Source organism: Phyllobacterium sp. LjRoot231, assembly GCF_964253365.1.
GTDB lineage: Bacteria > Pseudomonadota > Alphaproteobacteria > Rhizobiales > Rhizobiaceae > Phyllobacterium.
Genome location: NZ_CAXUQT020000001.1, coordinates 1,420,418 through 1,443,507 on the forward strand (window position 1 = coordinate 1,420,418; position 23,090 = coordinate 1,443,507).

The 23,090-nt window shown below is 57.1% G+C and carries 27 protein-coding genes; 17 read left to right on the plus strand and 10 right to left on the minus strand.

The features are described from left to right. The first annotated feature begins 27 nt into the window (after window positions 1-27). Window positions 28-978 (plus strand): esterase-like activity of phytase family protein, encoded by a 951-nt coding sequence (locus ACSQ3H_RS06880; protein WP_436116358.1) that lies wholly within the window; start codon window positions 28-30, stop codon window positions 976-978. Here the strand turns inward: ACSQ3H_RS06880 and ACSQ3H_RS06885 are convergent. Both ACSQ3H_RS06885 and rpmB read right to left on the minus strand, forming a co-directional pair. Next, window positions 951-1,601, minus strand: a complete 651-nt coding sequence (locus tag ACSQ3H_RS06885; RefSeq protein ID WP_436116359.1) for a queuosine precursor transporter — start codon at window positions 1,599-1,601, stop codon at window positions 951-953. The two genes, ACSQ3H_RS06880 and ACSQ3H_RS06885, sit on opposite strands and share 28 nt — an antisense overlap. Before the next feature lie 81 nt (window positions 1,602-1,682). Further along, entirely contained in the window at window positions 1,683-1,982 is a 300-nt protein-coding gene (gene rpmB / locus ACSQ3H_RS06890) for a 50S ribosomal protein L28 (protein ID WP_112523551.1), read from the minus strand. 264 nt (window positions 1,983-2,246) lie between these two features. On the opposite strand from rpmB, the gene ACSQ3H_RS06895 reads away from it, so the two are divergent. Together ACSQ3H_RS06895 and yddG are read left to right on the plus strand one after the other, a co-directional pair. Next, a complete protein-coding gene (locus tag ACSQ3H_RS06895; protein WP_436116360.1) occupies window positions 2,247-3,062 on the plus strand; it encodes a DUF3108 domain-containing protein in 816 nt (271 codons plus the stop codon). 71 nt (window positions 3,063-3,133) lie between these two features. Next, on the plus strand, window positions 3,134-3,961 hold the full coding sequence (gene yddG / locus ACSQ3H_RS06900) for an aromatic amino acid exporter YddG (RefSeq protein ID WP_436119374.1): 828 nt from the start codon (window positions 3,134-3,136) through the stop codon (window positions 3,959-3,961). On the opposite strand, the gene ACSQ3H_RS06905 is transcribed toward yddG, so the two are convergent. Together ACSQ3H_RS06905 and gloB are read right to left on the minus strand one after the other, a co-directional pair. Further along, window positions 3,958-4,392, minus strand: a complete 435-nt coding sequence (locus ACSQ3H_RS06905) for a cupin domain-containing protein (RefSeq protein ID WP_436116361.1) — start codon at window positions 4,390-4,392, stop codon at window positions 3,958-3,960. The two genes, yddG and ACSQ3H_RS06905, sit on opposite strands and share 4 nt — an antisense overlap. Further along, window positions 4,392-5,162, minus strand: coding sequence for a hydroxyacylglutathione hydrolase (gene gloB, locus ACSQ3H_RS06910; protein WP_436116362.1), 771 nt, complete (start codon window positions 5,160-5,162; stop codon window positions 4,392-4,394). The genes ACSQ3H_RS06905 and gloB overlap by 1 nt, the downstream gene beginning before the upstream one ends. 111 nt (window positions 5,163-5,273) lie before the next feature. Here gloB and ACSQ3H_RS06915 point away from each other — a divergent pair, with 111 nt between their 5' ends. Further along, window positions 5,274-6,014, plus strand: coding sequence for a class I SAM-dependent methyltransferase (locus tag ACSQ3H_RS06915; protein WP_436116363.1), 741 nt, complete (start codon window positions 5,274-5,276; stop codon window positions 6,012-6,014). 120 nt (window positions 6,015-6,134) lie between these two features. Here ACSQ3H_RS06915 and metW read toward each other — a convergent pair whose 3' ends face one another. Next, window positions 6,135-6,749 (minus strand): methionine biosynthesis protein MetW, encoded by a 615-nt coding sequence (metW, locus tag ACSQ3H_RS06920; RefSeq protein ID WP_436116364.1) that lies wholly within the window; start codon window positions 6,747-6,749, stop codon window positions 6,135-6,137. After that, window positions 6,746-7,933 carry a homoserine O-acetyltransferase MetX gene (metX, locus tag ACSQ3H_RS06925; protein WP_436116365.1) on the minus strand — a complete coding sequence of 396 codons (1,188 nt, stop codon included), beginning with the start codon at window positions 7,931-7,933 and terminating at the stop codon, window positions 6,746-6,748. The genes metW and metX overlap by 4 nt, the downstream gene beginning before the upstream one ends. Window positions 7,934-8,139: 206 nt before the next feature. Here metX and ACSQ3H_RS06930 point away from each other — a divergent pair, with 206 nt between their 5' ends. The 6 genes from ACSQ3H_RS06930 (at window position 8,140) to ACSQ3H_RS06955 (ending at window position 11,665) form a co-directional block, all read left to right on the plus strand. Beyond that, window positions 8,140-8,451 carry a type II toxin-antitoxin system RelE/ParE family toxin gene (locus ACSQ3H_RS06930; protein ID WP_436116366.1) on the plus strand — a complete coding sequence of 104 codons (312 nt, stop codon included), beginning with the start codon at window positions 8,140-8,142 and terminating at the stop codon, window positions 8,449-8,451. Then, complete coding sequence (locus tag ACSQ3H_RS06935; protein WP_436116367.1) at window positions 8,448-8,753, plus strand: addiction module antidote protein; 306 nt, start codon at window positions 8,448-8,450, stop codon at window positions 8,751-8,753. The genes ACSQ3H_RS06930 and ACSQ3H_RS06935 overlap by 4 nt, the downstream gene beginning before the upstream one ends. Window positions 8,754-8,838: 85 nt before the next feature. After that, window positions 8,839-9,945 carry a histidinol-phosphate transaminase gene (hisC, locus tag ACSQ3H_RS06940; protein WP_436116368.1) on the plus strand — a complete coding sequence of 369 codons (1,107 nt, stop codon included), beginning with the start codon at window positions 8,839-8,841 and terminating at the stop codon, window positions 9,943-9,945. A gap of 145 nt (window positions 9,946-10,090) precedes the next feature. Continuing rightward, window positions 10,091-11,026: a prephenate/arogenate dehydrogenase family protein gene (locus ACSQ3H_RS06945; protein WP_436116369.1), complete on the plus strand. Its 936-nt coding sequence runs from the start codon at window positions 10,091-10,093 to the stop codon at window positions 11,024-11,026. Window positions 11,027-11,108: 82 nt separating this feature from the next. Further along, window positions 11,109-11,369: a type II toxin-antitoxin system ParD family antitoxin gene (locus ACSQ3H_RS06950; protein ID WP_436119375.1), complete on the plus strand. Its 261-nt coding sequence runs from the start codon at window positions 11,109-11,111 to the stop codon at window positions 11,367-11,369. After that, complete coding sequence (locus ACSQ3H_RS06955; RefSeq protein WP_436116370.1) at window positions 11,366-11,665, plus strand: type II toxin-antitoxin system RelE/ParE family toxin; 300 nt, start codon at window positions 11,366-11,368, stop codon at window positions 11,663-11,665. The genes ACSQ3H_RS06950 and ACSQ3H_RS06955 overlap by 4 nt, the downstream gene beginning before the upstream one ends. An 18-nt stretch (window positions 11,666-11,683) precedes the next feature. Here ACSQ3H_RS06955 and ACSQ3H_RS06960 read toward each other — a convergent pair whose 3' ends face one another. Then, on the minus strand, window positions 11,684-12,793 hold the full coding sequence (locus ACSQ3H_RS06960; RefSeq protein WP_436116371.1) for a DUF2125 domain-containing protein: 1,110 nt from the start codon (window positions 12,791-12,793) through the stop codon (window positions 11,684-11,686). Between the two features lie 101 nt (window positions 12,794-12,894). Between ACSQ3H_RS06960 and ACSQ3H_RS06965 the strand changes: the two genes are divergently transcribed. Next, window positions 12,895-13,416 carry a gamma-glutamylcyclotransferase gene (locus ACSQ3H_RS06965; RefSeq protein WP_436116372.1) on the plus strand — a complete coding sequence of 174 codons (522 nt, stop codon included), beginning with the start codon at window positions 12,895-12,897 and terminating at the stop codon, window positions 13,414-13,416. A gap of 11 nt (window positions 13,417-13,427) precedes the next feature. Here ACSQ3H_RS06965 and tlpA read toward each other — a convergent pair whose 3' ends face one another. Next, window positions 13,428-14,105: a thiol:disulfide interchange protein TlpA gene (tlpA, locus tag ACSQ3H_RS06970; protein WP_436116373.1), complete on the minus strand. Its 678-nt coding sequence runs from the start codon at window positions 14,103-14,105 to the stop codon at window positions 13,428-13,430. Window positions 14,106-14,142: 37 nt separating this feature from the next. On the opposite strand from tlpA, the gene argH reads away from it, so the two are divergent. The 4 genes from argH to ACSQ3H_RS06990 all read left to right on the plus strand — a co-directional run bounded on the left by argH (window position 14,143) and on the right by ACSQ3H_RS06990 (window position 19,971). Beyond that, on the plus strand, window positions 14,143-15,543 hold the full coding sequence (gene argH, locus ACSQ3H_RS06975) for an argininosuccinate lyase (RefSeq protein ID WP_436116374.1): 1,401 nt from the start codon (window positions 14,143-14,145) through the stop codon (window positions 15,541-15,543). Between the two features lie 81 nt (window positions 15,544-15,624). Then, entirely contained in the window at window positions 15,625-15,810 is a 186-nt protein-coding gene (lptM, locus tag ACSQ3H_RS06980; RefSeq protein WP_436116375.1) for an LPS translocon maturation chaperone LptM, read from the plus strand. Between the two features lie 8 nt (window positions 15,811-15,818). Continuing rightward, window positions 15,819-17,084, plus strand: a complete 1,266-nt coding sequence (gene lysA / locus ACSQ3H_RS06985) for a diaminopimelate decarboxylase (RefSeq protein WP_436116376.1) — start codon at window positions 15,819-15,821, stop codon at window positions 17,082-17,084. Window positions 17,085-17,412: 328 nt separating this feature from the next. Further along, window positions 17,413-19,971, plus strand: coding sequence for a TIGR02302 family protein (locus ACSQ3H_RS06990; protein WP_436116377.1), 2,559 nt, complete (start codon window positions 17,413-17,415; stop codon window positions 19,969-19,971). Window positions 19,972-20,192: 221 nt separating this feature from the next. Here ACSQ3H_RS06990 and hpt read toward each other — a convergent pair whose 3' ends face one another. Together hpt and ACSQ3H_RS07000 are read right to left on the minus strand one after the other, a co-directional pair. Further along, window positions 20,193-20,729, minus strand: a complete 537-nt coding sequence (gene hpt, locus ACSQ3H_RS06995; protein WP_436116378.1) for a hypoxanthine phosphoribosyltransferase — start codon at window positions 20,727-20,729, stop codon at window positions 20,193-20,195. A 64-nt stretch (window positions 20,730-20,793) separates the two neighbouring features. Continuing rightward, window positions 20,794-21,153 carry a hypothetical protein gene (locus tag ACSQ3H_RS07000; protein WP_436116379.1) on the minus strand — a complete coding sequence of 120 codons (360 nt, stop codon included), beginning with the start codon at window positions 21,151-21,153 and terminating at the stop codon, window positions 20,794-20,796. Between the two features lie 186 nt (window positions 21,154-21,339). Here ACSQ3H_RS07000 and ftsE point away from each other — a divergent pair, with 186 nt between their 5' ends. Together ftsE and ACSQ3H_RS07010 are read left to right on the plus strand one after the other, a co-directional pair. Continuing rightward, window positions 21,340-21,999 (plus strand): cell division ATP-binding protein FtsE, encoded by a 660-nt coding sequence (gene ftsE / locus ACSQ3H_RS07005; RefSeq protein ID WP_112523496.1) that lies wholly within the window; start codon window positions 21,340-21,342, stop codon window positions 21,997-21,999. Window positions 22,000-22,045: 46 nt separating this feature from the next. Then, complete coding sequence (locus tag ACSQ3H_RS07010; protein WP_436119376.1) at window positions 22,046-22,990, plus strand: cell division protein FtsX; 945 nt, start codon at window positions 22,046-22,048, stop codon at window positions 22,988-22,990. Window positions 22,991-23,090: the final 100 nt, after the last annotated feature.

Genomic DNA, 23,090 nt, shown 5'->3' on the forward strand with positions numbered 1-23,090 from the left:
TCGCTTTGGCTTGCGATCCTTTTTGCAATGCCAGTTTCAGCGGAGGAGGGCGGCGTATCGCCTGCTGTCATCAATTCCCGCATTATCTCGAATTTTCGCATCGGCTCGTCGGAGAAGCGATTCGGAGAACTGGAATTCGTTGGCGGTCTGGAAATGACCTCTACCAATGTGGATTTCGGCGGCCTTTCCGCGTTGCGCTATCTGGATTCAGGAAAAGAATTTCTCGGCGTCACCGATACGGGCTTCTGGTACGCCGGCAGGATGCAGCGCGACAAAGACGGCAGACCTGCATCGATCGGCGATTTTCGCTTGGCACCGATTCAGAGTGAAGAAGGTACGCCGGTCGAGGGCAAATGGAACTCCGATGCGGAAGGCATGAGCGTTTCCGGCCAGACGGTCACAGTCTCATTCGAGCGGATACACCGGATTGTAGAGTATGCACTGGACCCTGAAAACTTTGCATCGACGCCGAAGGACATTCCTCTGCCTATACCGAGGGAAGAGCTGCGCAACAATCGTGGCATTGAGACAATTGCCTATGCACCCGCCTCAAGTCCCCTGCAGGGCGCCCGCGTTGCCGTGACTGAAAAGAGCATCAACAGAGCTGGCGACATGTTCGCCGCCGTGCTCGAGGGGCCCCGGAAGGGCATTTTCTATGTTAAACGGCTGGATGACTTCGACGTCAGCGATGGCGACTTCCTGCCAAATGGCGATTTGCTGCTACTCGAGCGGCGCTTCAGTATGGCCAGCGGCGTAGTAATGAGAATACGGCAGATACCTGCAGACAGTATCAAGCCCAATGCTACGGTCGATGGAGCATTCATTCTGCAGGCGGACATGCGCAACCAAATTGACAATATGGAAGGGCTCGATGTCTGGCAGGCAGAAGACGGCTCTACCCGCCTTTCACTGATTTCAGACGACAACCACTCGATTGTGCAGCGGAATCTTTATCTGGAATTCCGGTTGGCCAAATAAATGGTCGGAGCGAATATGGCGAGGATTGCCCCATATGGGACCAACATCACAACCGCCATGAACATTTTGACCATCACGTCACCAAAGCCGAGAGACATCCACAGCGGGATTTCCCTGCCAAAGTACGGCACAAGCATGGCAAGCGACGAATCGGCGTGGCCAGTCATTGCATCGATCCGGGCAAAGCGGGCGGCAAAGGCGATCGAGAAGAACAGCAGTGTGTCGAGCAGAGAACCAAAAATCGCGGAAGCAAAAGGGGCTTTCCACCAGGTTAGCTGGCGCAGTCTGTTGAATACGGTGATGTCGAGAAGCTGGGCGGTCAGGAATGCCGTCCCGGAAGCAATCGCGATGCGCGGCGTCGCAAGCCATACAGACAGGATAACGGCAATGGTGAAACCGGCGTAGACGACCCCGCGCGCAAATGCCGGGCCAAAACTGCGATTGGCCAAATCATTGACCAGGAAGGCTATCGGATAGGTGAAAGCGCCGTAAGTGAGTATTTCCCCCAATCCAAAGTGATTGAAAGGATACTGAACCAGGATATTCGACGCGGCAACGATCGCGCACATGGCAAAAACGGGAAGGATAAAGTCCGAAAGGGTATAGGCGCGTTTTAGCGGCATTTTTTTATCCTGGGTAATGGAACCAGCAATAAGGCCAGCATTTGCTGGCCTCTACGACTAAGAAATTGCAACGATGGCTAATTAAGCAGCGACCGGAGCTTCGAGAAGCTTCTTGGCAATCTGGCGCTTCAGAAGACGCGCGCGCTGCGACAACTCCTTCTCGTCGGCCTTGACCAGGAATGCATCCAGGCCACCGCGATGCTCGACGCTGCGCAGGGCATGGGCCGAAACGCGCAGACGATAGCTCTGACCGAGGGCCTCGGAGATCAGCGTTACGTGGCAAAGATTCGGCAAGAAGCGGCGGCGCGTTCTGTTGTTCGCGTGGCTCACATTGTTACCATACTGTACCGACTTAGCGGTCAATTCACATGTGCGGGACATCTGGTCTCACCTTCAAATTTTTCATTCGCCTTTGTCCGAATATTTCCTGCTACCATCGCACGTCGCCGTGCAGCGGCTCGCTTATCGGACAGGCGGCCTATTGGGAAGTCGCGTTTCTATAGTGATATGGGTCGCGCGCGTCAAGTGCACTTGTGCCATGTTTAGCGCGGCTTTTACATAATGCAGGCCAGCTTTGGAATGTTTATCACAACTTCGCCTGCTTTATACGCTCGAACAATCACCGCAGGGATGCGTCGGACGAGAATGACGAAAATGAAAGCCAACAGGCAATATGCCAGCCGAACAGTTATGCTGGTGCCCCTCGCTGCACTTGCGCTCATGGGCGCACACCCCGCGCAAGGGGCTCAGTCCTATCAGGTAGATTACCGCGTTTCACTCTTTGGGCTGTCGATTGCCAAGGCCAGCTTTTCGACAAGTGTAACGGATGATCGTGCCTATAGGGTCGTCGGCACTCTTGCCAGCTCAGGGCTGGGGAGCCTGTTCGATGATACCAACGGTAAACTCGACGTCACTGGCCAGTTCGCCAAGACCGGCCCCGTACCAAATTCCTATTTGGTCAAATACCGGCATGGTAACCGCGACAAAAGCACGTCGATCGCCTTTACCGACGGCAATGTAACGAATACCACCAATGATCCGCCGATCAACAAGAAGAAGAACTGGGTGGATCTGAAACCGGCCGACCTTCACTCTGTTGCGGATCCGATTTCCGGCGTGATGGTGTCAGCAAGCAGCCTTGATCAGGTCTGTACGCAGACGTTGCATCTCTACGACGGCCAGACGCGTGTGGATCTGAAACTTTCTCCATCGGGCAGGGCACAGCCCTTTGCGACCGAGGGTTTCAAGGGTGACGCCATCACCTGTTCGGCCAAATTCGTTCCGATCGCCGGCTATCAGTCAGGGCGAAAAGCTATCGAATATCTGAAGAACTCGAGCAAGATCAGTCTCACCTTTGCATCGCTGGGCAAGTCCGCTATCTATTCGCCCGTGCAGGCGAAGATCGGCACGCAGATCGGTACGGTAACTGTCTACGCGACCCGTTTCGAAAAAACACAATAGGCGCGGCTGGGCGGCCGCTTTCGAATATTGGGGGCGTCGTGGCTACGTTTGTCGGATTTCTTGCGATCATCATGTGGGCGATGCTCGCGCTTTTCACTGATGTGTCGGGTAAGGTTCCACCATTTCAGTTGACAGCCATGACATTCGCTATCGGCGCCAGCCTTGGACTGATCTCGTGGATATGGCGACCGGGCGCCGCCCAGCATCTGCGCCAGCCTGCAAAGATCTGGCTGCTCGGCGTTGTCGGGCTCTTCGGCTACCACTTCCTCTATTTTACGGCACTACGCAACGCACCAGCGGTTGACGCCAGTCTGATCGCCTATCTGTGGCCATTGTTTATAGTGGTTGGTTCGGCGCTGATGCCTGGCGAGAAGCTGCGCTGGTTTCACGTTCTCGGCACGCTGTTGGGATTATCCGGAACAGTGCTGATCATTACCAAGGGCGGCAGCGGGGGCTTTGATGCCCAGTACAGCTTTGGTTACGCAATGGCGGGTCTCTGCGCGCTGACGTGGGCCGCGTATTCGCTGTTATCACGGCGTTTCGCCAATGTGCCAACGGATGCTGTCACAGGCTTTTGCATAGCAACTTCGATCCTTTCGCTGATCTCGCACCTGCTGCTGGAGCAGACCGTCTGGCCGGATGGAATCATCCAGTGGCTCGCGGTATTGGGCTTGGGGCTTTTCCCGGTTGGTGCGGCTTTCTATGTCTGGGACTACGGCGTCAAGCACGGCAATATCCAGGTACTGGGTGCATCGAGCTATGCTGCGCCGCTCCTATCGACGCTTGTGTTGATCATAGCAGGCGTGACGGAACCAACCACACGCGTGATGCTGGCCTGCCTGTTGATCACGCTCGGTGCTGTACTTGCAGCCAAGGAAATGCTGCTCAAACGCCGCTAGGGCTTCCAGTCAGGTTCGGCCATTTCGAACTGAGCGAAATCAAATCCGGGCGCTACTGTGCAGCCGACAAGCGTCCACTCGCCCAAGCTTTTCGCCATCTGCCATTGTCCTGCGGGAACAATGGCTTGGGGACGCTCGCCCGCGGCAAGGTCGAGACCAAGCCTATGCGTTTCATGCGGCGAGCCTTCAGACGCGATTGTCAACAGAAGTGGCGCACCGCCATACCAATGCCAGACTTCGGCAGCATCCTTGACGCGATGCCACGCCGAGATTTGGCCCTCCTCGAGAAGAAAATAGATGGCCGTGGAATGGCCACGCCCCCCTTCTGGCCACTCACTTTGATTGTCACGGAAGGTCTGGACATAGGAGCCGCCTTCCGGGTGCGGTTCAAGCCCGAGATGCCGGCGAATCTCGTCTGCAGTCAGCGGCATCAGAAATTGTCCTTGCGCTTGCGGATTTCGGCAAAAACCGCCTCATCGCTCGCGCTTTCCATCTTGAGGTTCTTGCGGATCGACGGATCGTGCCAGCGAAGAAACGGGTTGGTCGCCATCTCGCGCAGCAGCGTCGTCGGCAAGGTGGGCAAGTCCGCTTCACGCAAGACCTTGATTTCCTTGGCGCGTTCCTTGAGCGCCGAGTTTTCCGGGTCGATAGTCAGGGCAAAACGTGCATTGCTCTCGCTATATTCGTGTCCGCAATAGATCTCCGTTTCGCCCGGCAGTGCGATCAGCCTCTGCAGCGATCTGAACATAGTCGCCGGTGTTCCTTCGAAAAGCCGTCCGCACCCAAGCGAAAACAATGTATCGCCGGTGAACGCGACCTTCGCCGCCGGGATATGAAACGAGATTTCACCCGCCGTGTGCCCGGGCGTCGAGATGACGTCTACATCGAAATTACCGAACTTGAACCGCTCGCCGTGACGGACGCCGCGGTCTATGCCCGGTATTTTGGGTTTTTCGTCTTCTGGGCCGATAATTTCCACGCCAAAGCGCTTTTTGAGCGCCAAATTGGCTTCAACATGGTCGCCGTGGTGGTGCGTGGTGAAAATATGCGTCAGTTTCCAGCCGCGGCGCTTGAGCGCGTCAAGAATCGGCTGCTCTTGCGGCGCATCGATGGACGCGGTCAGATTGGCTTCCGGATCATGGATCAGGACGCAGAAATTATCGCTGCGGGCGGTGAATTGTTCTATCTGCAGATTGGGCATGGTCGTTCTCTTCATTCTTGCTGGGCGCAGAATAGTCCTCCCAAACATAGGCCCGCAACCCATGTCTCAGCCATTTCTTGATGTTCTCATCTTCCATGTTACGTTGCGGCCATGCATCTCGACATCATCGATCTCCGTGCTTTTTACGCTTCCACCCTCGGCCATCTGACCGAGCGCTCGATCACCATGGCATTGGTGCCGATCTGGCCGAAGCTGCCAGGCGAGCGCCTCGTTGGTCTTGGTTATGCCGTTCCGTACCTCGACCGGTTTCGCGGCGATACCGAGCGCACCTTTGCTTTCATGCCGGCAGGGCAGGGCGCCGCCAGCTGGCCGCCCGTCGAGCCTTCCTCTACAGCGTTGATATTTGAGGAGGATTTGCCTCTGCCCGACTCTGCGGTGGACAGAATATTGATGGTGCACGCGCTGGAACATGCGGAGGATCCGCGCGAAACATTGAAGGAAATGTGGCGTGTTCTGGCCCCCAATGGTCGGCTTGTCATCGTCGTCCCCAACCGGCGCGGGCTATGGGCGCGGTTCGAGCATACGCCTTTTGGCAGCGGCCGGCCCTATAGCCGAGGTCAGCTGACGCGTATTTTAAGGGAAGCAAACTTCACGCCCGGACCCTGGAGCGAGGCGCTGTTCTTCCCGCCATCCTCGCGAAAATGGATGATGCGGCCAGCTTCATTGTTTGAACGTGTAGGCCGGCGTTTCTGGCCAATGTTCTCGGGCGTGCTGATCGTTGAGGCGCAAAAACGCATCTACCAGGGCCTGCCGGTGGCAAAGCGTGCGTCGCGGCGTGTGTTTGTGCCGGTCCTGTCACCGCAAGGTACAGCGAGCGCCAGTTCGCGTTAGCACAACCAAATTACCCGTATTGGTTTAAATTCTTGCGCCAGAATCGACGATTCTTGCGCCAGAATCACGACTCTTCACGCAAGATTCGAGTATTCTTGCGCAAATCGTGTTCAGGTTTCGCTAGCGTTTGAGTAAAAACACAGCCTGCTGGCCGAAGAGGTTCCAGAACCCCCATGGCATGTTGAATCCGAGGCGCTCTCCCAAGGCATTCAGCGCGACGGCCGACTCCACCTGCGCGCCGACTTCCTTGGTCATGTCGACAAAATCATTGATCGTGCAGAAGTGGATATTCGGCGTGTCGTACCAGCTATAGGGCAGGTCCTTGGTCACGGGCATACGCCCGTTGATCGCGAGCGATGCGCGAACCCGCCAGTGGCCAAAATTCGGGAATGACACGATGGCCTTTTCGCCGATGCGCAGAAGTTCGGTCAAAACGTTTTTCGGGTTGCGCGTCGCCTGCAATGTCTGGGACAGGATCACGTAATCGAAACCGCCATCCGGATAATATTTGAGATCGCTGTCGGCATCGCCCTGAATGACGGACAGGCCCCGTGCGACCGATTCGTTGACACCCTTCTGCGAGAGCTCGACGCCGCGTCCATCCACATCCTTGGTGGTCTGCAAAAGCTCCAGCAGTTCACCGTCGCCGCAACCGACATCAAGCACGCGAGAGCCCGGCTCGACCAGCGAGGCGATCACGGCAAAATCGACGCGGGGATGGACGTTCACACTCATGACGGCAAGAGCCCCTTGGCTCGTGCCGCCGAGCGTATGAAACCGGTGATTGTGGAGAACATTTCCGGCTCGTCGAGCAGGAACGAGTCGTGGCCGCGATCCGACTCGATCTCGACGAAAGAAACCGATGCACCTGCAGCGTTCAAAGCGTGGGCGACCATGCGGCTTTCGCTGGTGGGGAACAGCCAGTCGCTGGTGAAGGACACAATGCAGAACCGGGTTTTCGATCCAGCAAAGGCATCGGCAAGGCGGCCGCCATGTTCTGCCGCCAGATCGAAATAGTCCATCGCCCGGGTCATGTAGAGATAGGAATTGGGATCGAAGCGCTCGACGAAGGTCGTGCCCTGATGGCGCAGATAACTTTCAATCTGGAAGTCCGCGTCGAAACCGAACGTCACGTTCTGCCGGTCCTGCAGATTGCGCCCGAACTTGTTGTGCAGGGCAGTCTCGGACAAATAGGTGATATGCGCCGCCATGCGCGCCACCGAAAGGCCTTTGCGCGGGACAGTGCCCGCCTCGAGATAGCGGCCTTCCTTCCACTCCGGGTCAGCCATGACCGCCTGACGCCCTACTTCATGAAAGGCGATATTCTGCGACGAGTGGCGCGCACCGGTCGCGATCGCCACGGCCGCAAACACCTTGTCGGAATGGCTGGACGCCCATTCCAGAACCTGCATGCCGCCCATGGAACCGCCGATCACGGCAAAAAGCTGTTTGATGCCGAGGTGCTCCACGAGCATCGCCTGGGCACGCACCATGTCGGCAATCGTGATGATCGGAAGGTCCAGCGCATAGGCCTTGCCGGTTTCCGGATTAATCGAGGCCGGGCCGGTCGAGCCGAGACACCCACCCAGTACGTTCGAGCAGAGCACGAAGTAGCGATCGGTATCGATGGGCTTTCCCGGACCGATGAGCAGCTCCCACCAGCCAGGCTTGCCAGTTACGGGATGGACATTGGCAACATGCTGGTCGCCGGTCAGCGCATGGCAGACAAGGATTGCATTGGACTTGTCCGCATTGAGTTCGCCATAGGATTGATAGGCGATACGAAACGGCGAGAGCGAAACACCGCTATCCATAGGCAACGGCTTGTCGGCGCCAAAATCCACCACCGGACTGTGGGGGTTTGTCGCTTCCTGGCTCTGCTGGGCTTTTTTAGCGGATGGTCGGCTGGCTTTGGTCATTTTTGCGCAATTGAGGGCGTGATCGCGCGTAGGTATGGTCGCAGTTCGCACAAAGTCAATATTTTCTTTGCGTTGGATTCGCGGGGCAGCGGCAGGTCCCGCCATACCTCGGTTCCAATTAATAGTGTGGTCACATTTTCACCTTGTTAAAGGTGTTGCTTGTAAGCTACACAACATAGATGAAACTGTACCAAGTTGAGAGTTATGTGACAGAGGACGGCGAGGCGCCTATTCAGCTCCGGCTTGAACAGTTGAAGGACAGGACCGCTCAGACCAAAATCTACACCCGCCTTGATCGCGCAAGTTATGGGAATTTTGGTGATTGGAAAAAGCTCAAGGATGTCAAGGAAATCTTCGAGATGCGTGAGCACTACGGCCAAGGATACCGCTTATATTACACTATTGTCGGGCAGACTATTGTGTTGTTATTGGCGGGTTCCAGCAAGCAGGATCAGAATAGAGCGATCGCGAAGGCATCGCACTATCTGGCCGATTACAAACGGAGGGCAAAACCATGACCGCACCCAGCAAGCCATTTGATTTTCAGGGCCGAGATCTTCTTCTCCGTGACCCTGAACAAGCTTCTATCTATCTGGCGGAATGTCTGGAGGATGGAGATATTGAGCTTTTCCAAGAAGCTTTGCGCAATGTTGCCAGAGCCCAGGACGGCGGCGTGCGCGCCGTGGCCAAGCAAGCCGATTTAAACAGAGAAAACCTATACCGCGCGCTTTCCAGGAAAGGTAAGCCTCAACTCGAAACCGTTACGAAGATGCTAGCCGCCTTGGGACTGAGGCTCACAGTTACATCATCGCACCATTGAAGCTCGCCAAGTTGTTCTCGACATCGGCCCCATTGGCAGCTATGTCCGCAAGGTCGCTTTTTGCCCGTTACGGACCCGAACAATTATGACAACAACACGACAAGACATGCGCCCAACTCCGAAAGCCGGTGTGCTCGATATTGCAGCCTATGTGCCTGGCAAGCACAGCGCTCCTGGCGTTGAGAAGGTGCATAAGCTGTCGTCGAACGAAACGCCGCTCGGTGCGAGCAAGCATGCCATGGAGGCTTACCGCGCTGCAGTCGAGCACCTGGAGATGTATCCCGACGGTCAGGCGACCCTGCTGAAGAGGGCGATCGCCGATATACACGGTCTGAACGTCGATAATATCATGTGCGGTAATGGTTCGGACGAGCTGCTCGGCCTGTTATGCCAAGCCTATCTCGCTGCCGGCGATGAGGCTGTCTACACCGAGCATGGTTTCGGCATTTACAAGATCGCCACCATGGCCGCGGGCGGCACACCGGTCGTTGCCAGTGAAAAGAACGAGCAGGCAGACGTCGATGCGATTTTGCGTGTCGTCACGCGGCGCACCAAGATCGTCTTTCTGGCAAATCCAAACAATCCGACCGGCACCTATCTGCCATTCGAAGAGGTTCGCCGCCTGCATGCCGAACTGCCGAAGAACGTATTGCTGGTGCTCGATGCCGCCTATGCGGAATATGTCCGCCGCAATGATTACGAGTCAGGCGTCGAACTGGTGTCGTCGTCCGAAAACGTCGTGATGACCCGGACCTTTTCGAAGATTTATGGCCTCGCCGCTTTGCGCATCGGCTGGATGTTTGCGCCCGCCCATGTCATCGACGCGACGAACCGTATCCGTGGCCCGTTCAATTTGAATTCTGCAGCCATCGTTGCGGGTGCTGAGGCCATACGCGATCGTGCGCATGTGGATCAGGCAGTTGCCTTCAATGAAAAGTGGCTGCCCTGGATGACGGAACAATTGATGGGCCTCGGGCTTCGGGTCACGCCGTCAGTCGGAAATTTCCTGCTCGTACATTTCCCCGAAGATGCGGCGAAGTCGGCCGAGAAGGCCGATGCGTACCTTACGAGCAAGGGCTATATTTTGCGCCGCGTTACGGGATACGGATTTCCGAACGCGTTGCGCCTTTCCATTGGATCCGAAGAAGCCAATCTGGGCGTAGTCGCTGCGCTCTCCGAATTCCTGAAGTAGATTCACACCATGACGGGCTGCAAATGGCGTTTTCCTGTGCTCCGGTGCTCACGTACCTTAAAGTACGCTGCGCTCCGGTGCTCGAAAACCGCCATTTTCGCCGCTTCATAGCGCGAATCTCAGCGCAGTTACAGGTCATAGAAACATGTCCGACGTTCATTTTGATACAATCGCACTGATCGGCATCGGCCTTATCGGTTCGTCGCTGGCGCGCGTCATCAAACGCGAGGGCCTTGCCGACAAGATCGTCATATCCACCCGCAGCGAAGGCACGCTGGCGCGGGCGAAGGAGCTTGGCCTTGGTGATGGCTATACGCTCGACAGCGCCGAGGCGGTGAAGAACGCCGATCTCGTCATCGTTTCGGTGCCCGTTGGGTCATCGGGCGACGTGGCCCGGCAGATCGCCGGTTCGTTGAAGCCTGGGGCGATCGTTACCGATGTCGGTTCGACCAAGGGCTCTGTCATTGCGCAGATGCAACCGGAACTCCCTGCCAATGTGCATTTCATTCCGGGGCACCCGCTGGCCGGTACGGAATATTCCGGTCCCGATGCAGGTTTTGCCGATCTGTTCATCAACCGCTGGTGCATTTTGACGCCACTGGAAGGCACCGACCCTGACGCTATCAAGAAGCTGACCAAATTCTGGGAAGCCTGCGGTTCGCGGCTCGACACAATGGACCCGGTGCATCACGACCGCGTGCTTGCCATTGTCTCGCACCTGCCGCATCTCATTGCCTACAATATCGTCGGCACGGCCAGTGACCTGGAAGAGGTTACGAATTCGGAAGTCATCAAATATTCGGCTTCCGGTTTCCGCGACTTCACCCGCCTGGCGGCATCGGACCCCACCATGTGGCGTGACGTTTGCCTGCACAACAAGGATGCCATCCTTGAGATGCTGTCGCGGTTTTCCGAGGATCTCGCGTCGTTGCAGCGGTCGGTCCGCTGGGGCGATGGCGATGCACTTTTCGACCTGTTCACCCGGACGCGTGCGGTACGCCGCGGTATCATCGATGCCGGTCAGGAAGTTGACGCTCCGGACTTCGGACGGCAGAAGGCTGGACAGAGTCTAACGCAATAATATCGATATGATAGAAATTGCTGCCCAAGCAGACTTGATAACTGTTATCGGTTCACGCATATTCGGTATGGAGGTGAAGCAAATGGCTCACAGCGTCGAACTTGGTAATCTGGAATCTGTTGTCACCCGTTTGGTTGAAAGCGGACGCTATAATTCCAAGAGCGAGGTTTTGCGCGAGGGCATTCGCCTCCTGGATGAACGTGAGAAACGCCTGGAGGCGCTCGATGCCGCCTTGGCCCGCGGGCTTGCGGATGTAGAAGCAGGTCGCGTGCGACCGGCAAAAGACGTCTTTGATGAGTTGAAAGCACGTTACACCAACATGGCCAAAGATCGTGGCTTGTGAAAGTAGCATTCACGGACGAAGCGCGCACTGATCTGCTGTTGATCGGCGATTACATCGCCGCGGACAATCCGTGGAGGGCGCTCACTTTTGTGGAAGAACTGGAAATGCGCTGTAAGGCAATCGGAGAATTTCCACGGTCCAACCCGCTCCTTCCTCATCACGAACAATCAAATATCAGGCGAGCGGTGTACGGCAACTATGGCATTTTCTACATGGTAGGAACCGAAGCAATCGAAATCCTCCGTGTCCTCAACAGTTCCATGGATTATGAATGGATACTGTTTGGAGACAGCTAAAGTATCTTTCGAGGCCGATTATAACGCAGGCAACCGCCCGATATTGATAAATCCCACCGACATTTTGCCATTCTTGACTGTGATGGGCAGTGTCGGTGCGCCGGTCTCATCCTTTGGCACGAAAGCCATGGCTTGAACCACTGTCGAAATCGTATTGCCTGCTTCAGGGAAAATGCCCTGCATGACCTTGGCGACACCCTCCGGATTGCGCATCGTTACCTTGAAATCACCGCTGATGCGCCCGTCATCGGCGACGGAAAACGGGCCGGAAATCGCAATCCCACTGCCATCCTCGAAGGCCAGTTCGACTTTTCGCAGCGTTCCCGTCTGGCCGCGAAGAACTGACAGATCTTGCTCGGGTTTTCCCAGAAGCGCGAACCCATTGGCAAGCTGCACGTCGGCAGCGCCGGTCAATTCCGGCAATGGTCTGTCATAGACAATATTGTCCGCGATCTTCAGCTTGTCGAAGGAGAGAGCGACATCCATCTGCGGTTCGCTGGTACTGAATTGCAGTTTTCCAGCCTGCATGGTCGCGAGTGGAACTGGATTGCCAACGTTCCCGCGCTCATCGACCATGACATTGCTGCCTTCGATCGTGAGATGTCTGGGAAGCGGTTTGTCGAGCCGCACGCTTGTTGCGAGATTCTGCCATTTCACGTCGAGCGGCGCGACACCGGGCACGTCGACCGCGGCAGGACCCTCGATACTGCTGACAATCTGCAGCGGGTCGTAGATCTGTGCCGCAGAACGAAAGCTGCCGGCGGTGATCGAAATATTCTTGGCTTGATCGACCCAGCCTACCTTCGTGCAGTCGAGACCAACGCGCAAAGGGTAGCCGCTCGCCTTGGCGTTTTCGCAGGTGGCATCGATACCCTGTTGCTTGAACGCTGCGATATTCGTCGCGACCCGGCTTTCCAGCTGATTGGCCAGATAGTACCAGCCGCCGGTGTAGATCACGCCGGCAAGGATAACCAGTACGCCGATGATGATCGGAAGTCTTGCAGGCTTGCGGCTTTTCTCGGCAGTGCTTGACGGCATGGTCCGGCTCTCGCTATCGGTCAGGGAGAGACCGTTGACAATCCACCCCGACGGCCATCTGATGTGATTTTCTGCGCTTCCGGTGCTCATGGACCAAACGTCCACTGCGCTCCGGGTCTCGAAAACCACATCAGCTGACTAGCCAGGCTGAATTCTCATACAGTCTCTCAGGCAAATCTATCAGGACGGATATGGGCGATTTTTGGGTCTTTGGCTACGGCTCTCTGATGTGGAAGCCGGGCTTTGCACATGTGGAGACCATGCACGCCCGGCTGCATGGCTATCGACGGGCGCTGTGTGTCCGCTCTTATGTGCACCGCGGAACGCCGGAACGCCCCGGTCTGGTGCTTGGCCTCGATCGTGGGGGATCCTGCCTCGGGATGGCGTTTCGCGTGCCAGGTGACTTCGAGGACGAGGTGGTCGCCTATTTGCGGGCGCGCGAACTGGTCACGCATGTTTATCTCGAGCGGCGGCTAGGCATACGGCTGGAGGATGGGCGAAAGGTAGAGGCGCTTACCTACATCGTCGACCGCAGCCATGTGCAATATGCGGGCGCGCTTTCAGTGAGCGCGGCTGCAACGGCTGTACGTGGCTCAGTGGGCCAATCGGGCCGCAACGAAGACTACGTGCACAGCACTCTGGAGCACATGCACAAGATGAATATCCGCGATCACTGGATGGAAGCGGTGGTCGCGGCGGTTGACAGGGGCTAGGCAGGCGTTGCTTACAAACCCCTCGCGGCATCGACAAAACGCGCGGCGTCATCGCTCGACCAGTCCGCCGGACCATTCATCGCCGCAATCTGGCAGCCTTCCTTGTCGACAAGCATTGTGACAGGCAGGCCGAAGGCGAGGTTCTTGCGTTTCAAATCATTGAACACACCCATCGACGGATCGCGGTAAAGTTCCAGGGACTTGACACCGATCTCGCTCAGGAACGCCTTGGGCTTTGTGTCGTCACCCGTATCGATATTGATCGCCACAACCTTAAAATCGTCGCCGCCCTTTTTCGTCTCCAGTGCGTCCAGCGCCGGCATTTCCTCGCGGCACGGCACACACCATGTTGCCCACAAGTTGACTAGCAGAGTCTTGCCCTTGAAATCGCTGAGCCGGGCAGGCTTACCGTCAGGCGCGGTGAACGACAGCGCCGACATGGATTGGGGCGTATCGGCGCCGCGCATGGCCGCCACGGCCCCAACGGCTGCGCCGTCGATCTTCTTGGCGGCATCGGCTTTCAACGCGCATTGATCGGACGGATTTGACTGGCCAACAATATTGCCAGAAGGCCGCTCCATCACGTATACCGCAACCGCACCGGCAACAATGCCCGCGAGCGCAGCAGACAGGATGATCTTTGTGCTGCTGTTTCGTGGCGTTTTCTGCGTTTCGTTGCCGTCCGTCATTTTTTATTCTTCTCGCTTCTCACCCAAGGCGCTATCCATGTCCGACAAGAAGAACAGCAATGAAATGTGGGGAGGCCGTTTTGCTTCGGGTCCCGCCGCGATCATGGAAGAAATCAACGCTTCCATCGGCTTCGACCAGAAACTCTACGCCCAGGACATTCAGGGTTCGCTTGCCCATGCAGCCATGCTTGCGAAAACCGGCATAATAGCGGCGGACGATCACGACAAGATCGCAAAGGGCCTGAACACGATATTGTCAGAGATAGAGACGGGAAAGTTCACGTTTTCGCGCAAACTCGAAGACATTCACATGAATATCGAGTCAAGGTTGGCCGAACTGATCGGCGCGTCTGCTGGCCGGTTGCATACGGCGCGTTCGCGCAACGACCAGGTCGCCGTCGATTTCCGTCTTTGGGTAAAGGCGGAATTCGAGAAGACCGCCATTGCGTTGAAGAAGCTCATCGAAGCCTTTTTGAAGCGCGCCGAAGAGCATGCCGCGACGCTGATGCCGGGCTTCACGCATCTTCAAACCGCGCAGCCCGTTACCTTCGGCCACCACTGCATGGCCTATGTCGAGATGTTCGGCCGGGATTTGAGCCGCGTCAGAGACGCTATTCAGCGCATGGACGAATCGCCGCTTGGTGCCGCAGCACTTGCCGGTACGGGCTTTCCGATCGACCGGCACATGACAGCCAAGGCGCTGGGCTTCCGCGAACCGACCCGCAACTCGCTCGATAGCGTCTCCGATCGCGATTATGCGCTTGAATTCCTCTCGACCGCAGCGATCACAGCGACGCATCTGTCGCGGCTTGCGGAAGAGATCGTCATCTGGTCGACCCCGCAATTCGGTTTCGTGCGCCTGTCCGACAGTTTCTCCACCGGCTCATCCATCATGCCGCAGAAGAAGAACCCCGACGCCGCCGAACTCGTGCGTGCCAAGACCGGGCGCATAACCGGCTCGCTGGTGGGGCTACTGACCGTGATGAAAGGCCTGCCGCTGACCTATTCCAAGGATATGCAGGAAGACAAGGAAGCGGTCTTCGATGCGGCGGAAACGCTGGAACTCGCCATTGCAGCGATGACCGGCATGGTTGGCGACATGACCATCAACACCGCCGCGATGAAAAAGGCCGCAGGTTCCGGGTACTCGACCGCTACCGACCTTGCCGACTGGCTTGTGCGCGAACTCGGCCTGCCCTTCCGCGAGGCACATCACGTCACCGGGCGTGCGGTGGCGCTGGCCGAGCAGAAGAAGGTTGATCTCGGCAAGCTGTCGCTCGAAGATCTGCAGGCGATACATCCGGGGATCACCGATGCCGTGTTCGGCTATCTCACGGTCGACAAATCCGTGCGCAGCCGCAAATCCTATGGTGGCACAGCACCAGAACAAGTGCGCCGGCAGATCAAATTCTGGCAAAAGCGCATCGCCAAACTCTAAAATAACATTGACTGGCAATGGGGGATGCAAACTGTCCTTGCATGCGCTAGAGATGGATACCCTCTTCGACAGGATTACCGCATGACAAGCCGTTCCTTCTTAACGACAATTCTGATGTCGATCGCAATTGTAAGCGCTGTTTCGGCTTGTGGCCGGAAGGGCGATCCTGAATTGCCGCCGGCTTCGGTAACGACAATGCCGGGTGAACCCAAAACGCAAAAACCGCCCGTTCAGGACAAGCGTTTCATCCTTGACCCGTTGATCTAGGCACGTACGTGAACCATTTCGACTATAAAGACGGCGTCCTTCATGCTGAGGACGTGAGCATTCCCGACATCGGCAAGGCGGTCGGAACACCCTTCTATTGCTATTCGACCGCGACGATCGAGCGGCATTTCAAGGTCTTCTCGGCAGCCTTCGCCGATATGGAGACGCTCGTCGCTTACGCGCTCAAGGCCAATTCCAATCAGGCCGTGCTGAAAACGCTGGCTCGTCTCGGTTCCGGTGCTGACGTGGTCTCCGAGGGTGAAATGCGCCGCGCTCTCGCAGCGGGTATCCCCGCTAACAAGATCGTCTTTTCCGGCGTCGGCAAGAAGCCTGGTGAAATGGACTACGCGCTCGCCGCAGGCATTCATTGTTTCAATGTCGAGTCCGAGCCTGAGCTTGAAATACTCTCCGCGCGCGCGGCTGCTGCGGGGAAGATTGCGCCGGTATCGCTGCGCATCAATCCGGACGTCGACGCCAAGACCCACAAGAAGATTTCGACCGGCAAATCCGAGAACAAATTCGGTATTCCGCTGGCGAAGGCCAGCACGATCTATGCGCATGCCGCAAAGCTGCCCGGCCTCAAGGTCACTGGCATCGATATGCATATCGGCAGCCAGATCACCGATCTCGAGCCGTTCGACAATGCCTTCAGGCTGCTGGCCGAGCTGGTGGCGCAGCTGCAGGCTGACGGCCACGATATCAAGCATGTGGATCTCGGCGGCGGGCTCGGCATTCCCTATCATTTCGACAATAATCCACCGCCGCTACCCGACGCCTACGCGCAAATCGTGCAAAAGCATATCAAGCCTTTGGGCCTGAAGACCATTTTCGAGCCGGGCCGTCTCATCGTCGGCAATGCCGGAATTCTGGTTAGCGAAGTCATTTATCTCAAGGAAGGCGACGCCCGCAATTTCATCATCGTCGATGCGGCGATGAACGATCTGATTCGGCCGACGCTCTACGACGCCTTTCATATCATTCGTCCGGTCAAGGAGCCTACGGCCAACGATCCGCGTATTCGCGGCGATGTTGTTGGTCCTGTTTGCGAAACAGGCGATTATCTGGGCTTGGATCGCGACCTGCCCCGCCTTGCTCCCGGTGAGCTCATCGCTATCGGAACAGCAGGCGCTTACGGCGCCGTGCAGGCCGGCACCTACAACACGCGCCTGCTCGTGCCTGAGGTGCTGGTCAATGGCGACCGGTTCCATGTGGTGCGCCCGCGTACGACCTATGACGAGTTGATCGGGTTGGATTCCATTCCGGAGTGGCTTTAGAGTTTATGGCGATTGGGAAGGCGTGACAAGAGTCCCCTCCCTGCTGCTACGCGCAGCCTCCCTCCCCACAAGGGGGAGGGTAAGACCGTTGCACCCTTTGACGCACGCAGATGCAAATCTCAAGGATATAAGATCTCGCGCCTGACCCTCCCCCTTGTGGGGAGGGAGGCTGCGCGTAGCAGCAGGGAGGGGTCTATCTTAATATGATCCGCGCGCACCTCTACACAAAACTATGATCGCATTTTTACCCCAAGGCCTCGCCTTTGCCATGATGAATGGTATTGTTCTATGATGTCGACACCGTCGATGCCGGCGAGATGGAGCGCGTATGACCGATCAACACCCCGACAAACGGGACGCTGAAAGGTTCAGGTTCGATATTTTCAGGAGTATCGATCGCCTCCGTTTGTCCACTTGGTTGACCGTTTCATTCGAACGCCTGTGGCCGCTGGTGCTGCCGCTGCTGCTCGTCGTGTCAGTTTTCCTGTGCTTGTCCTGGTTTGGTATTTTCCGGATGATCCCGGATGCGTTGCGACTAGGCCTGCTCGGACTTTTCATTCTTTCGCTGCTCGTCTGCCTCTATCTCCTGTTGAAATTCCGTTTGCCCGATCACGCGGAAATCAGCCGGCGTCTGGAAAGCGTCAATGCGCTCGATCACCAGCCGATCAGTGTCCAGACGGAAGAACTCGTCAACACCACCAACGATCCGTTTGCACAGGCGCTGTGGGATGAACACCGCAAGCGCATGGCAGAACGCATCAGGGATTTGAGGAGCGGCTTGCCGCAAACCCGTATTCCGGAACGCGACCCTTGGGCATTGCGCGGCGTTGTCGGCCTGCTTCTCGTTGTCGCCTTTGCCTTTTCCGGCGGGCCGCTTGGCGGCCGCGTCAACGATGCGTTCCGCAGCCACAGCAAAAGCGAAGCCATTCCGCCCCGCATCGATGCCTGGGTGACGCCTCCGCGCTATACCGGACGCGCACCGCTGTTTCTGACCTCTGCAGCCAACAACGAAGAAAAGCAGTTCACCATTCCGCAGGACAGCACACTTGTCATTCGCATCATTGGCGGCAGCGGATCAGAAAAGGTCACGCAGACGTCGATCGATGGCGATGCAACCGATATAGCGGCAAAGGATCAAGGCAAGCCGGAGGAACCGCCGACAACCAAGGCGAGACCCCGTAATTTTGAAGTGGCAATCAAGGCCAATAGCACGGTCAGTCTCTCAGATGATGGCAACATCCTGTCTGACTGGGCGTTTTCGGTAACGCCCGACCAGCCGCCTTCCATCCGTTTCACCAAGGACCCTTCCAGCGCCGCCAATGGCACGATGGAGGTTTCCTACGAGATCAAGGATGACTATGGCGCGTCAAGCGCAGTGGCGCAAATCGAGCAGGCATTGCCTGCCGACGAGGATGCACGCCCGCTCTACAAAGCGCCCGACCTGCCTCTGGCCCTGCCGCGGCGTGGTGATCAGCCCAAGGAAACCAAGACCACCAAGGACCTCACCGAGCATCCGTGGGCGGGTTCCGAAATTCGTATGACCCTGATTGCGACTGACGATGCGAAACAGGAGGCCAGAAGCGAGACCAAGACGTTCGTTATGCCTGAGCGCCCCTTCGCCAACCCGCTGGCCAAGGCTGTCGTGGAACAGCGGCGCATTCTGGCGCTCAACGCCAATGCCAAGCCGCAAGTGCTCGACATGCTGGATGCGATCACCATCTGGCCGGAAGAGACCATCAAGAACGCGTCTCATTACCTCGCTCTGCGTAGCGTGCGCTCGCGGCTTAATCTCGCGCGCAGCGACGACCAGCTACGCGATGTCGTCGCCTATATGTGGCAAGTCGCCCGCGGCATCGAGGACGGCGCTCTTTCGGACGCCGAGCGGCGCTTGCGTCAGGCACAGGAAGCCTTGAAGCAAGCGATCGAACAGGGCGCAAGCCCGGAGGAAATCGAAAAGCGCATGAAAGAACTGCGCAGCGCCATGAACGAGTATCTGCGTGAATTTGCCCAGAAAGCTCAGAAGAACCCGAATATGGCTCAAATGCCAAATCCGAATATGAAGGAGCTGCGGCAGGAAGACATAGATCGCATGCTTGACCGCATCGAGGATCTGGCCAAGCAGGGGTCGAAGGATCAGGCGCAGCAACTGCTTTCCGAACTCGAAAACATGATGAACAATCTGCAGATGGGCCAGCAGCAAAATCAGCAAGGCCAGCAAGGCCAGATGAGGCAGCAGATGGACAAGCTGGGCGAATTGATGCGGCGCCAGCAGGACATGATGAACCAGACACACCGGCTTGAGCAGCAGCGTCAGAATGGCATGCAGCAGGACCAGGGCGAACAAGGTCAGAATGGCCAGGAGGGTCAGCAGGGCCAGATGTCCGAAGAGGATATCGCCAAGGCTCTGCGCGGCCTGCAGGAAGGCCAGGGCAAGCTGCAGTCGGATCTCGATCAGATGATGAAGGATCTGAAGGGGCTCGGCATCAATCCCGGCGAAGGTTTCGGCGATGCAAACAAGTCAATGGGCAAGGCCGGGAAAGCATTGGGCGAAGCCGATGGCGGCCAGGCGCTTGATCAGCAGAGCAATGCGCTCGATGCCTTGCGCCGTGGCGGCCAGGACATGATGAAACAGATGCAGCAGGCCATGGGTCAGGAAGGCCAGACAGGCGGGCCCAATGGACAGCAGCAGCAAAACGGCGGGCTGGATCCGCTTGGGCGCCAGCGCGCTACCCGGGATTTTTTCCAGGACCCGAAGGATATGCTGCCTGGTGAGATCGATATCCAGCGGGCGCGGGAAATCCTTGACCAAATCCGCAAGCGCTTGGGGAATGCGCTGAGCCCTCAGATGGAAAAGGACTATCTCGAAAGATTGCTGAAGTTCGATTGAGCTGTGGATACATGTCCGGAAAGGTATCAACGGCACATGCCGTTCTTACCCTCCCCCAACGTGGGGAGGGTCGGACCTCAGGTCCGGGGTGGGGGGACCCCACTCCTCATGCTTTTCAATATCCAGTCACATCCTCATCGTTTGCAGATAAACTTTATTTGCCCCCCCACCCCGCTGCGTTGCAGCGACCCTCCCCACAAGGGGGAGGGTAAGAGGTCGAGCTAATCCGTCACCACACCCACGTAAGGCAGTTGCCGGAACGAGTGGCCGACGTCCATGCCGTATCCCACAACAAAATAATCCGGGCATTCGAAACCTTTGAAATCGGCTTCGATATCGGTTTTGCGTTTGACGCTCTTGTCGAGCAGCACCGCAATGGAAACGCTGCGTGCGCCGCGTTCCAGCATGAGTTCGCGGGTGAATTTCAACGTCTTTCCCGATTCAAGGATATCGTCGATCAGCAGTACGTCGCGCCCATGCACATCGCTGTCTATATCCCGGAGCAGGCGCACCTCGGTGCTCTCCGTGCCCTTGCCATAGCTCGATACCGTGATGAATTCGACGTCCGGCTCCGCTCCCGCATCATGCATGGCGCGGATGAGATCAGCGGCGAAAATGAATGACCCTTTGAGGATCGAGATCACCAGCAGGTTTTCGAAGTTGCGTGCGACGATCGCCTTGGCAAGTTCGAGGTTCCGCTCCGCGATCGTCTCGGCGCTGAAAAGTACCTCGATATTTTTTCCGCCGACTTTTGGCATGCAGTTCTTCCTGATTGACCGATAAGGATGTGAGACTGCTATAGCCCGATCGCGACTATCAAATCTAGCGCGGCAGATCGTTCTTATGCGCAATCGAACCTGTGGTCAGCATCGGATCGATAATGGGCGAGGTTTCGGGCGATGCGCGTGTGAACAGTGTATGGCCGCCGGTTATCCAGAACACCGATCCAGCAACCAGTGCGACCACAAGCCAGTAACCGAAACCCGGTGTCCTGCCGTCTGCGCTTCCCGGCGCGTGCAGTATCGTCATCGCTTCATCGTTTGGCAACAGCCGCTGCCATGTATCGGCACCGGCCTCCTTGCCGGCAGGGTCAGGCGTCAGGGTCTCGAAACTGACATCTTCCGCACCATCCTTGTCGATGGAAGGTACAGCGTTCGAACTCAGATTTTCTTTGGATTCCATTGTATCAATCTTTACAAAATACGGTTTTGGGATCGTCTGCCCTCTTGCAGACTTTTTTCCGAATCATGGTGAAACCTACCCCACAAAAATTAATGTTTCGGCTGGTGTCCAGCCGCGTTTGATGGGTGGTCAAATCCGTCCGCGCTGAATAAAACACCCGTGGATGTAAATTCTGGAAAGTTACGCTTGATTCGCTTTGAGAATGTCGGTTTGCGATATGGAATGGGTCCGGAGGTTCTGCGTGATGTCAGCCTCCATATTTCACCGCGGTCGTTCCAGTTCCTGACTGGCCCGTCGGGCGCCGGCAAGACGTCGCTGCTGCGCTTGCTATTCATGACGCTGAAGCCGACACGCGGTCTGATCAACGTCTTTGGCAAGGATATCGCCACGATCTCATCGAAGGAGATGCCGCTGCTGCGCCGTCGTATTGGCGTGGTTTTCCAGGATTTCCGCCTGCTCGACCACATGACCACCTATCAGAACGTCGCGCTGCCTCTGCGCGTGCGCGGCAAGGAGGAGGCGACCTATCGTGCCGAGGTCGAGGAACTGCTGGACTGGGTTGGCCTTGGCGAGCGCATGCATGTACTGCCGCCTGTTCTCTCCGGCGGCGAAAAGCAGCGTGCCGCCATCGCCCGGGCCCTGATCGACCAGCCTGAAATTCTGCTTGCCGATGAGCCGACCGGCAATGTCGATCCGCCGCTGGCAAGGCGATTGCTCCGGCTTTTCGGCGAGTTGAACCGCTCCGGCACGGCGGTTGTCATTGCAACGCACGATCTGACGTTGATGGACCAGATCAATGCGCGGCGCATGATCCTCGATCAGGGGAGGCTCGACATCTATGATTGATGCCACCCGTATCAAATATCTGGCGCTCGACCTGTTTGGCCGGGGCATGGAACGGTTTCGCGCCAAAAGCGGCCAGGCGCCGATCGTCCCGGCCGGCAATGTGGTTGGCCACGCTCTGATGATCGTCATCGCCATCATGACTTTCCTCGCCTGCCTCACCATCGGTGCCGTCAGTCTCGTCCAATCGACGGCAGCGACGTGGCAGAGCCAGATTTCGACGGAAGCCACCATCCAGATCCGCCCGGTCGAGGGCCAGGACATGGAGGCGCTGCTCAATCAGGCCAGCACCATTGCGCAGGGTTTTGCCGGGGTGAAATCCACGCGCATCATTGACCGTGCCGCCACCGAGCGTCTGCTGGAACCATGGCTCGGAACCGGCCTCGATATCGACGAACTGCCCGTACCGCGGCTGGTGATCGTCACGCTCGACGAAGCCTCCCCACCGGATTTCGCCGCCATTCGTGCTGCGCTGGTCAAAGACGTTCCGGGCGCGAGTTTCGACGATCACCGCAACTGGGTCGACCGGCTGGTCTCCATGGCGCGCTCGACGGTTCTCATCGGTATGGCAGTTTTGGCGCTTGTCATCGCGGCGACGGTGCTGACCGTCATCTTCGCGACGCGCGGGGCCATGGCCGGCAATGGACACATCATCGAGGTGCTGCATTTTATCGGCGCCGACCAGAACTTCGTCGCCCGACAGTTCGAGCGGCATTTCTTCTGGACGGCACTGAAGGGCGCAGCTTTCGGCGGCGCGCTTGCCATCATCATTTTCCTCGCAATCGGGTGGTGGTCATCGCATAATCTGGCAACGCCGGAGGCAGATCAGGCAACGGCGCTCTTCGGCAATTTTTCCATTGGATCAGGCGGCTATACCGGCGTGGTTCTTATCATATTGGCGGTCAGTGTCCTGACCATGATAACAACAAGAATGACGGTCATAGCGCATTTAAGACGGGTTGACGGACGCAGCGGCGAGAGCCACGAATCTTGATGCCATTTCATTCATTTTAATATCTGTATTTTACAAAGAACTCAGCACAGCTGCTGTTTAACCAAAACAAAAAAGACGAACCTCGAGCAAGGCAATTTTC

Coding starts and splice junctions, on each gene's coding strand:
- ACSQ3H_RS06880 (WP_436116358.1), top strand. CDS start 28: ATGCCAGTTTCAGCGGAGGAGGGCGGCGTATCGCCTGCTGTCATCAAT.
- ACSQ3H_RS06885 (WP_436116359.1), bottom strand. CDS start 1,601: ATGCCGCTAAAACGCGCCTATACCCTTTCGGACTTTATCCTTCCCGTT.
- rpmB (WP_112523551.1), bottom strand. CDS start 1,982: ATGTCCCGCACATGTGAATTGACCGCTAAGTCGGTACAGTATGGTAAC.
- ACSQ3H_RS06895 (WP_436116360.1), top strand. CDS start 2,247: ATGACGAAAATGAAAGCCAACAGGCAATATGCCAGCCGAACAGTTATG.
- yddG (WP_436119374.1), top strand. CDS start 3,134: ATGTGGGCGATGCTCGCGCTTTTCACTGATGTGTCGGGTAAGGTTCCA.
- ACSQ3H_RS06905 (WP_436116361.1), bottom strand. CDS start 4,392: ATGCCGCTGACTGCAGACGAGATTCGCCGGCATCTCGGGCTTGAACCG.
- gloB (WP_436116362.1), bottom strand. CDS start 5,162: ATGCCCAATCTGCAGATAGAACAATTCACCGCCCGCAGCGATAATTTC.
- ACSQ3H_RS06915 (WP_436116363.1), top strand. CDS start 5,274: ATGCATCTCGACATCATCGATCTCCGTGCTTTTTACGCTTCCACCCTC.
- metW (WP_436116364.1), bottom strand. CDS start 6,749: ATGAGTGTGAACGTCCATCCCCGCGTCGATTTTGCCGTGATCGCCTCG.
- metX (WP_436116365.1), bottom strand. CDS start 7,933: ATGACCAAAGCCAGCCGACCATCCGCTAAAAAAGCCCAGCAGAGCCAG.
- ACSQ3H_RS06935 (WP_436116367.1), top strand. CDS start 8,448: ATGACCGCACCCAGCAAGCCATTTGATTTTCAGGGCCGAGATCTTCTT.
- hisC (WP_436116368.1), top strand. CDS start 8,839: ATGACAACAACACGACAAGACATGCGCCCAACTCCGAAAGCCGGTGTG.
- ACSQ3H_RS06945 (WP_436116369.1), top strand. CDS start 10,091: ATGTCCGACGTTCATTTTGATACAATCGCACTGATCGGCATCGGCCTT.
- ACSQ3H_RS06950 (WP_436119375.1), top strand. CDS start 11,109: ATGGCTCACAGCGTCGAACTTGGTAATCTGGAATCTGTTGTCACCCGT.
- ACSQ3H_RS06960 (WP_436116371.1), bottom strand. CDS start 12,793: ATGAGCACCGGAAGCGCAGAAAATCACATCAGATGGCCGTCGGGGTGG.
- ACSQ3H_RS06965 (WP_436116372.1), top strand. CDS start 12,895: ATGGGCGATTTTTGGGTCTTTGGCTACGGCTCTCTGATGTGGAAGCCG.
- tlpA (WP_436116373.1), bottom strand. CDS start 14,105: ATGACGGACGGCAACGAAACGCAGAAAACGCCACGAAACAGCAGCACA.
- argH (WP_436116374.1), top strand. CDS start 14,143: ATGTCCGACAAGAAGAACAGCAATGAAATGTGGGGAGGCCGTTTTGCT.
- lptM (WP_436116375.1), top strand. CDS start 15,625: ATGACAAGCCGTTCCTTCTTAACGACAATTCTGATGTCGATCGCAATT.
- ACSQ3H_RS06990 (WP_436116377.1), top strand. CDS start 17,413: ATGACCGATCAACACCCCGACAAACGGGACGCTGAAAGGTTCAGGTTC.
- hpt (WP_436116378.1), bottom strand. CDS start 20,729: ATGCCAAAAGTCGGCGGAAAAAATATCGAGGTACTTTTCAGCGCCGAG.
- ACSQ3H_RS07000 (WP_436116379.1), bottom strand. CDS start 21,153: ATGGAATCCAAAGAAAATCTGAGTTCGAACGCTGTACCTTCCATCGAC.
- ACSQ3H_RS07010 (WP_436119376.1), top strand. CDS start 22,046: ATGGAACGGTTTCGCGCCAAAAGCGGCCAGGCGCCGATCGTCCCGGCC.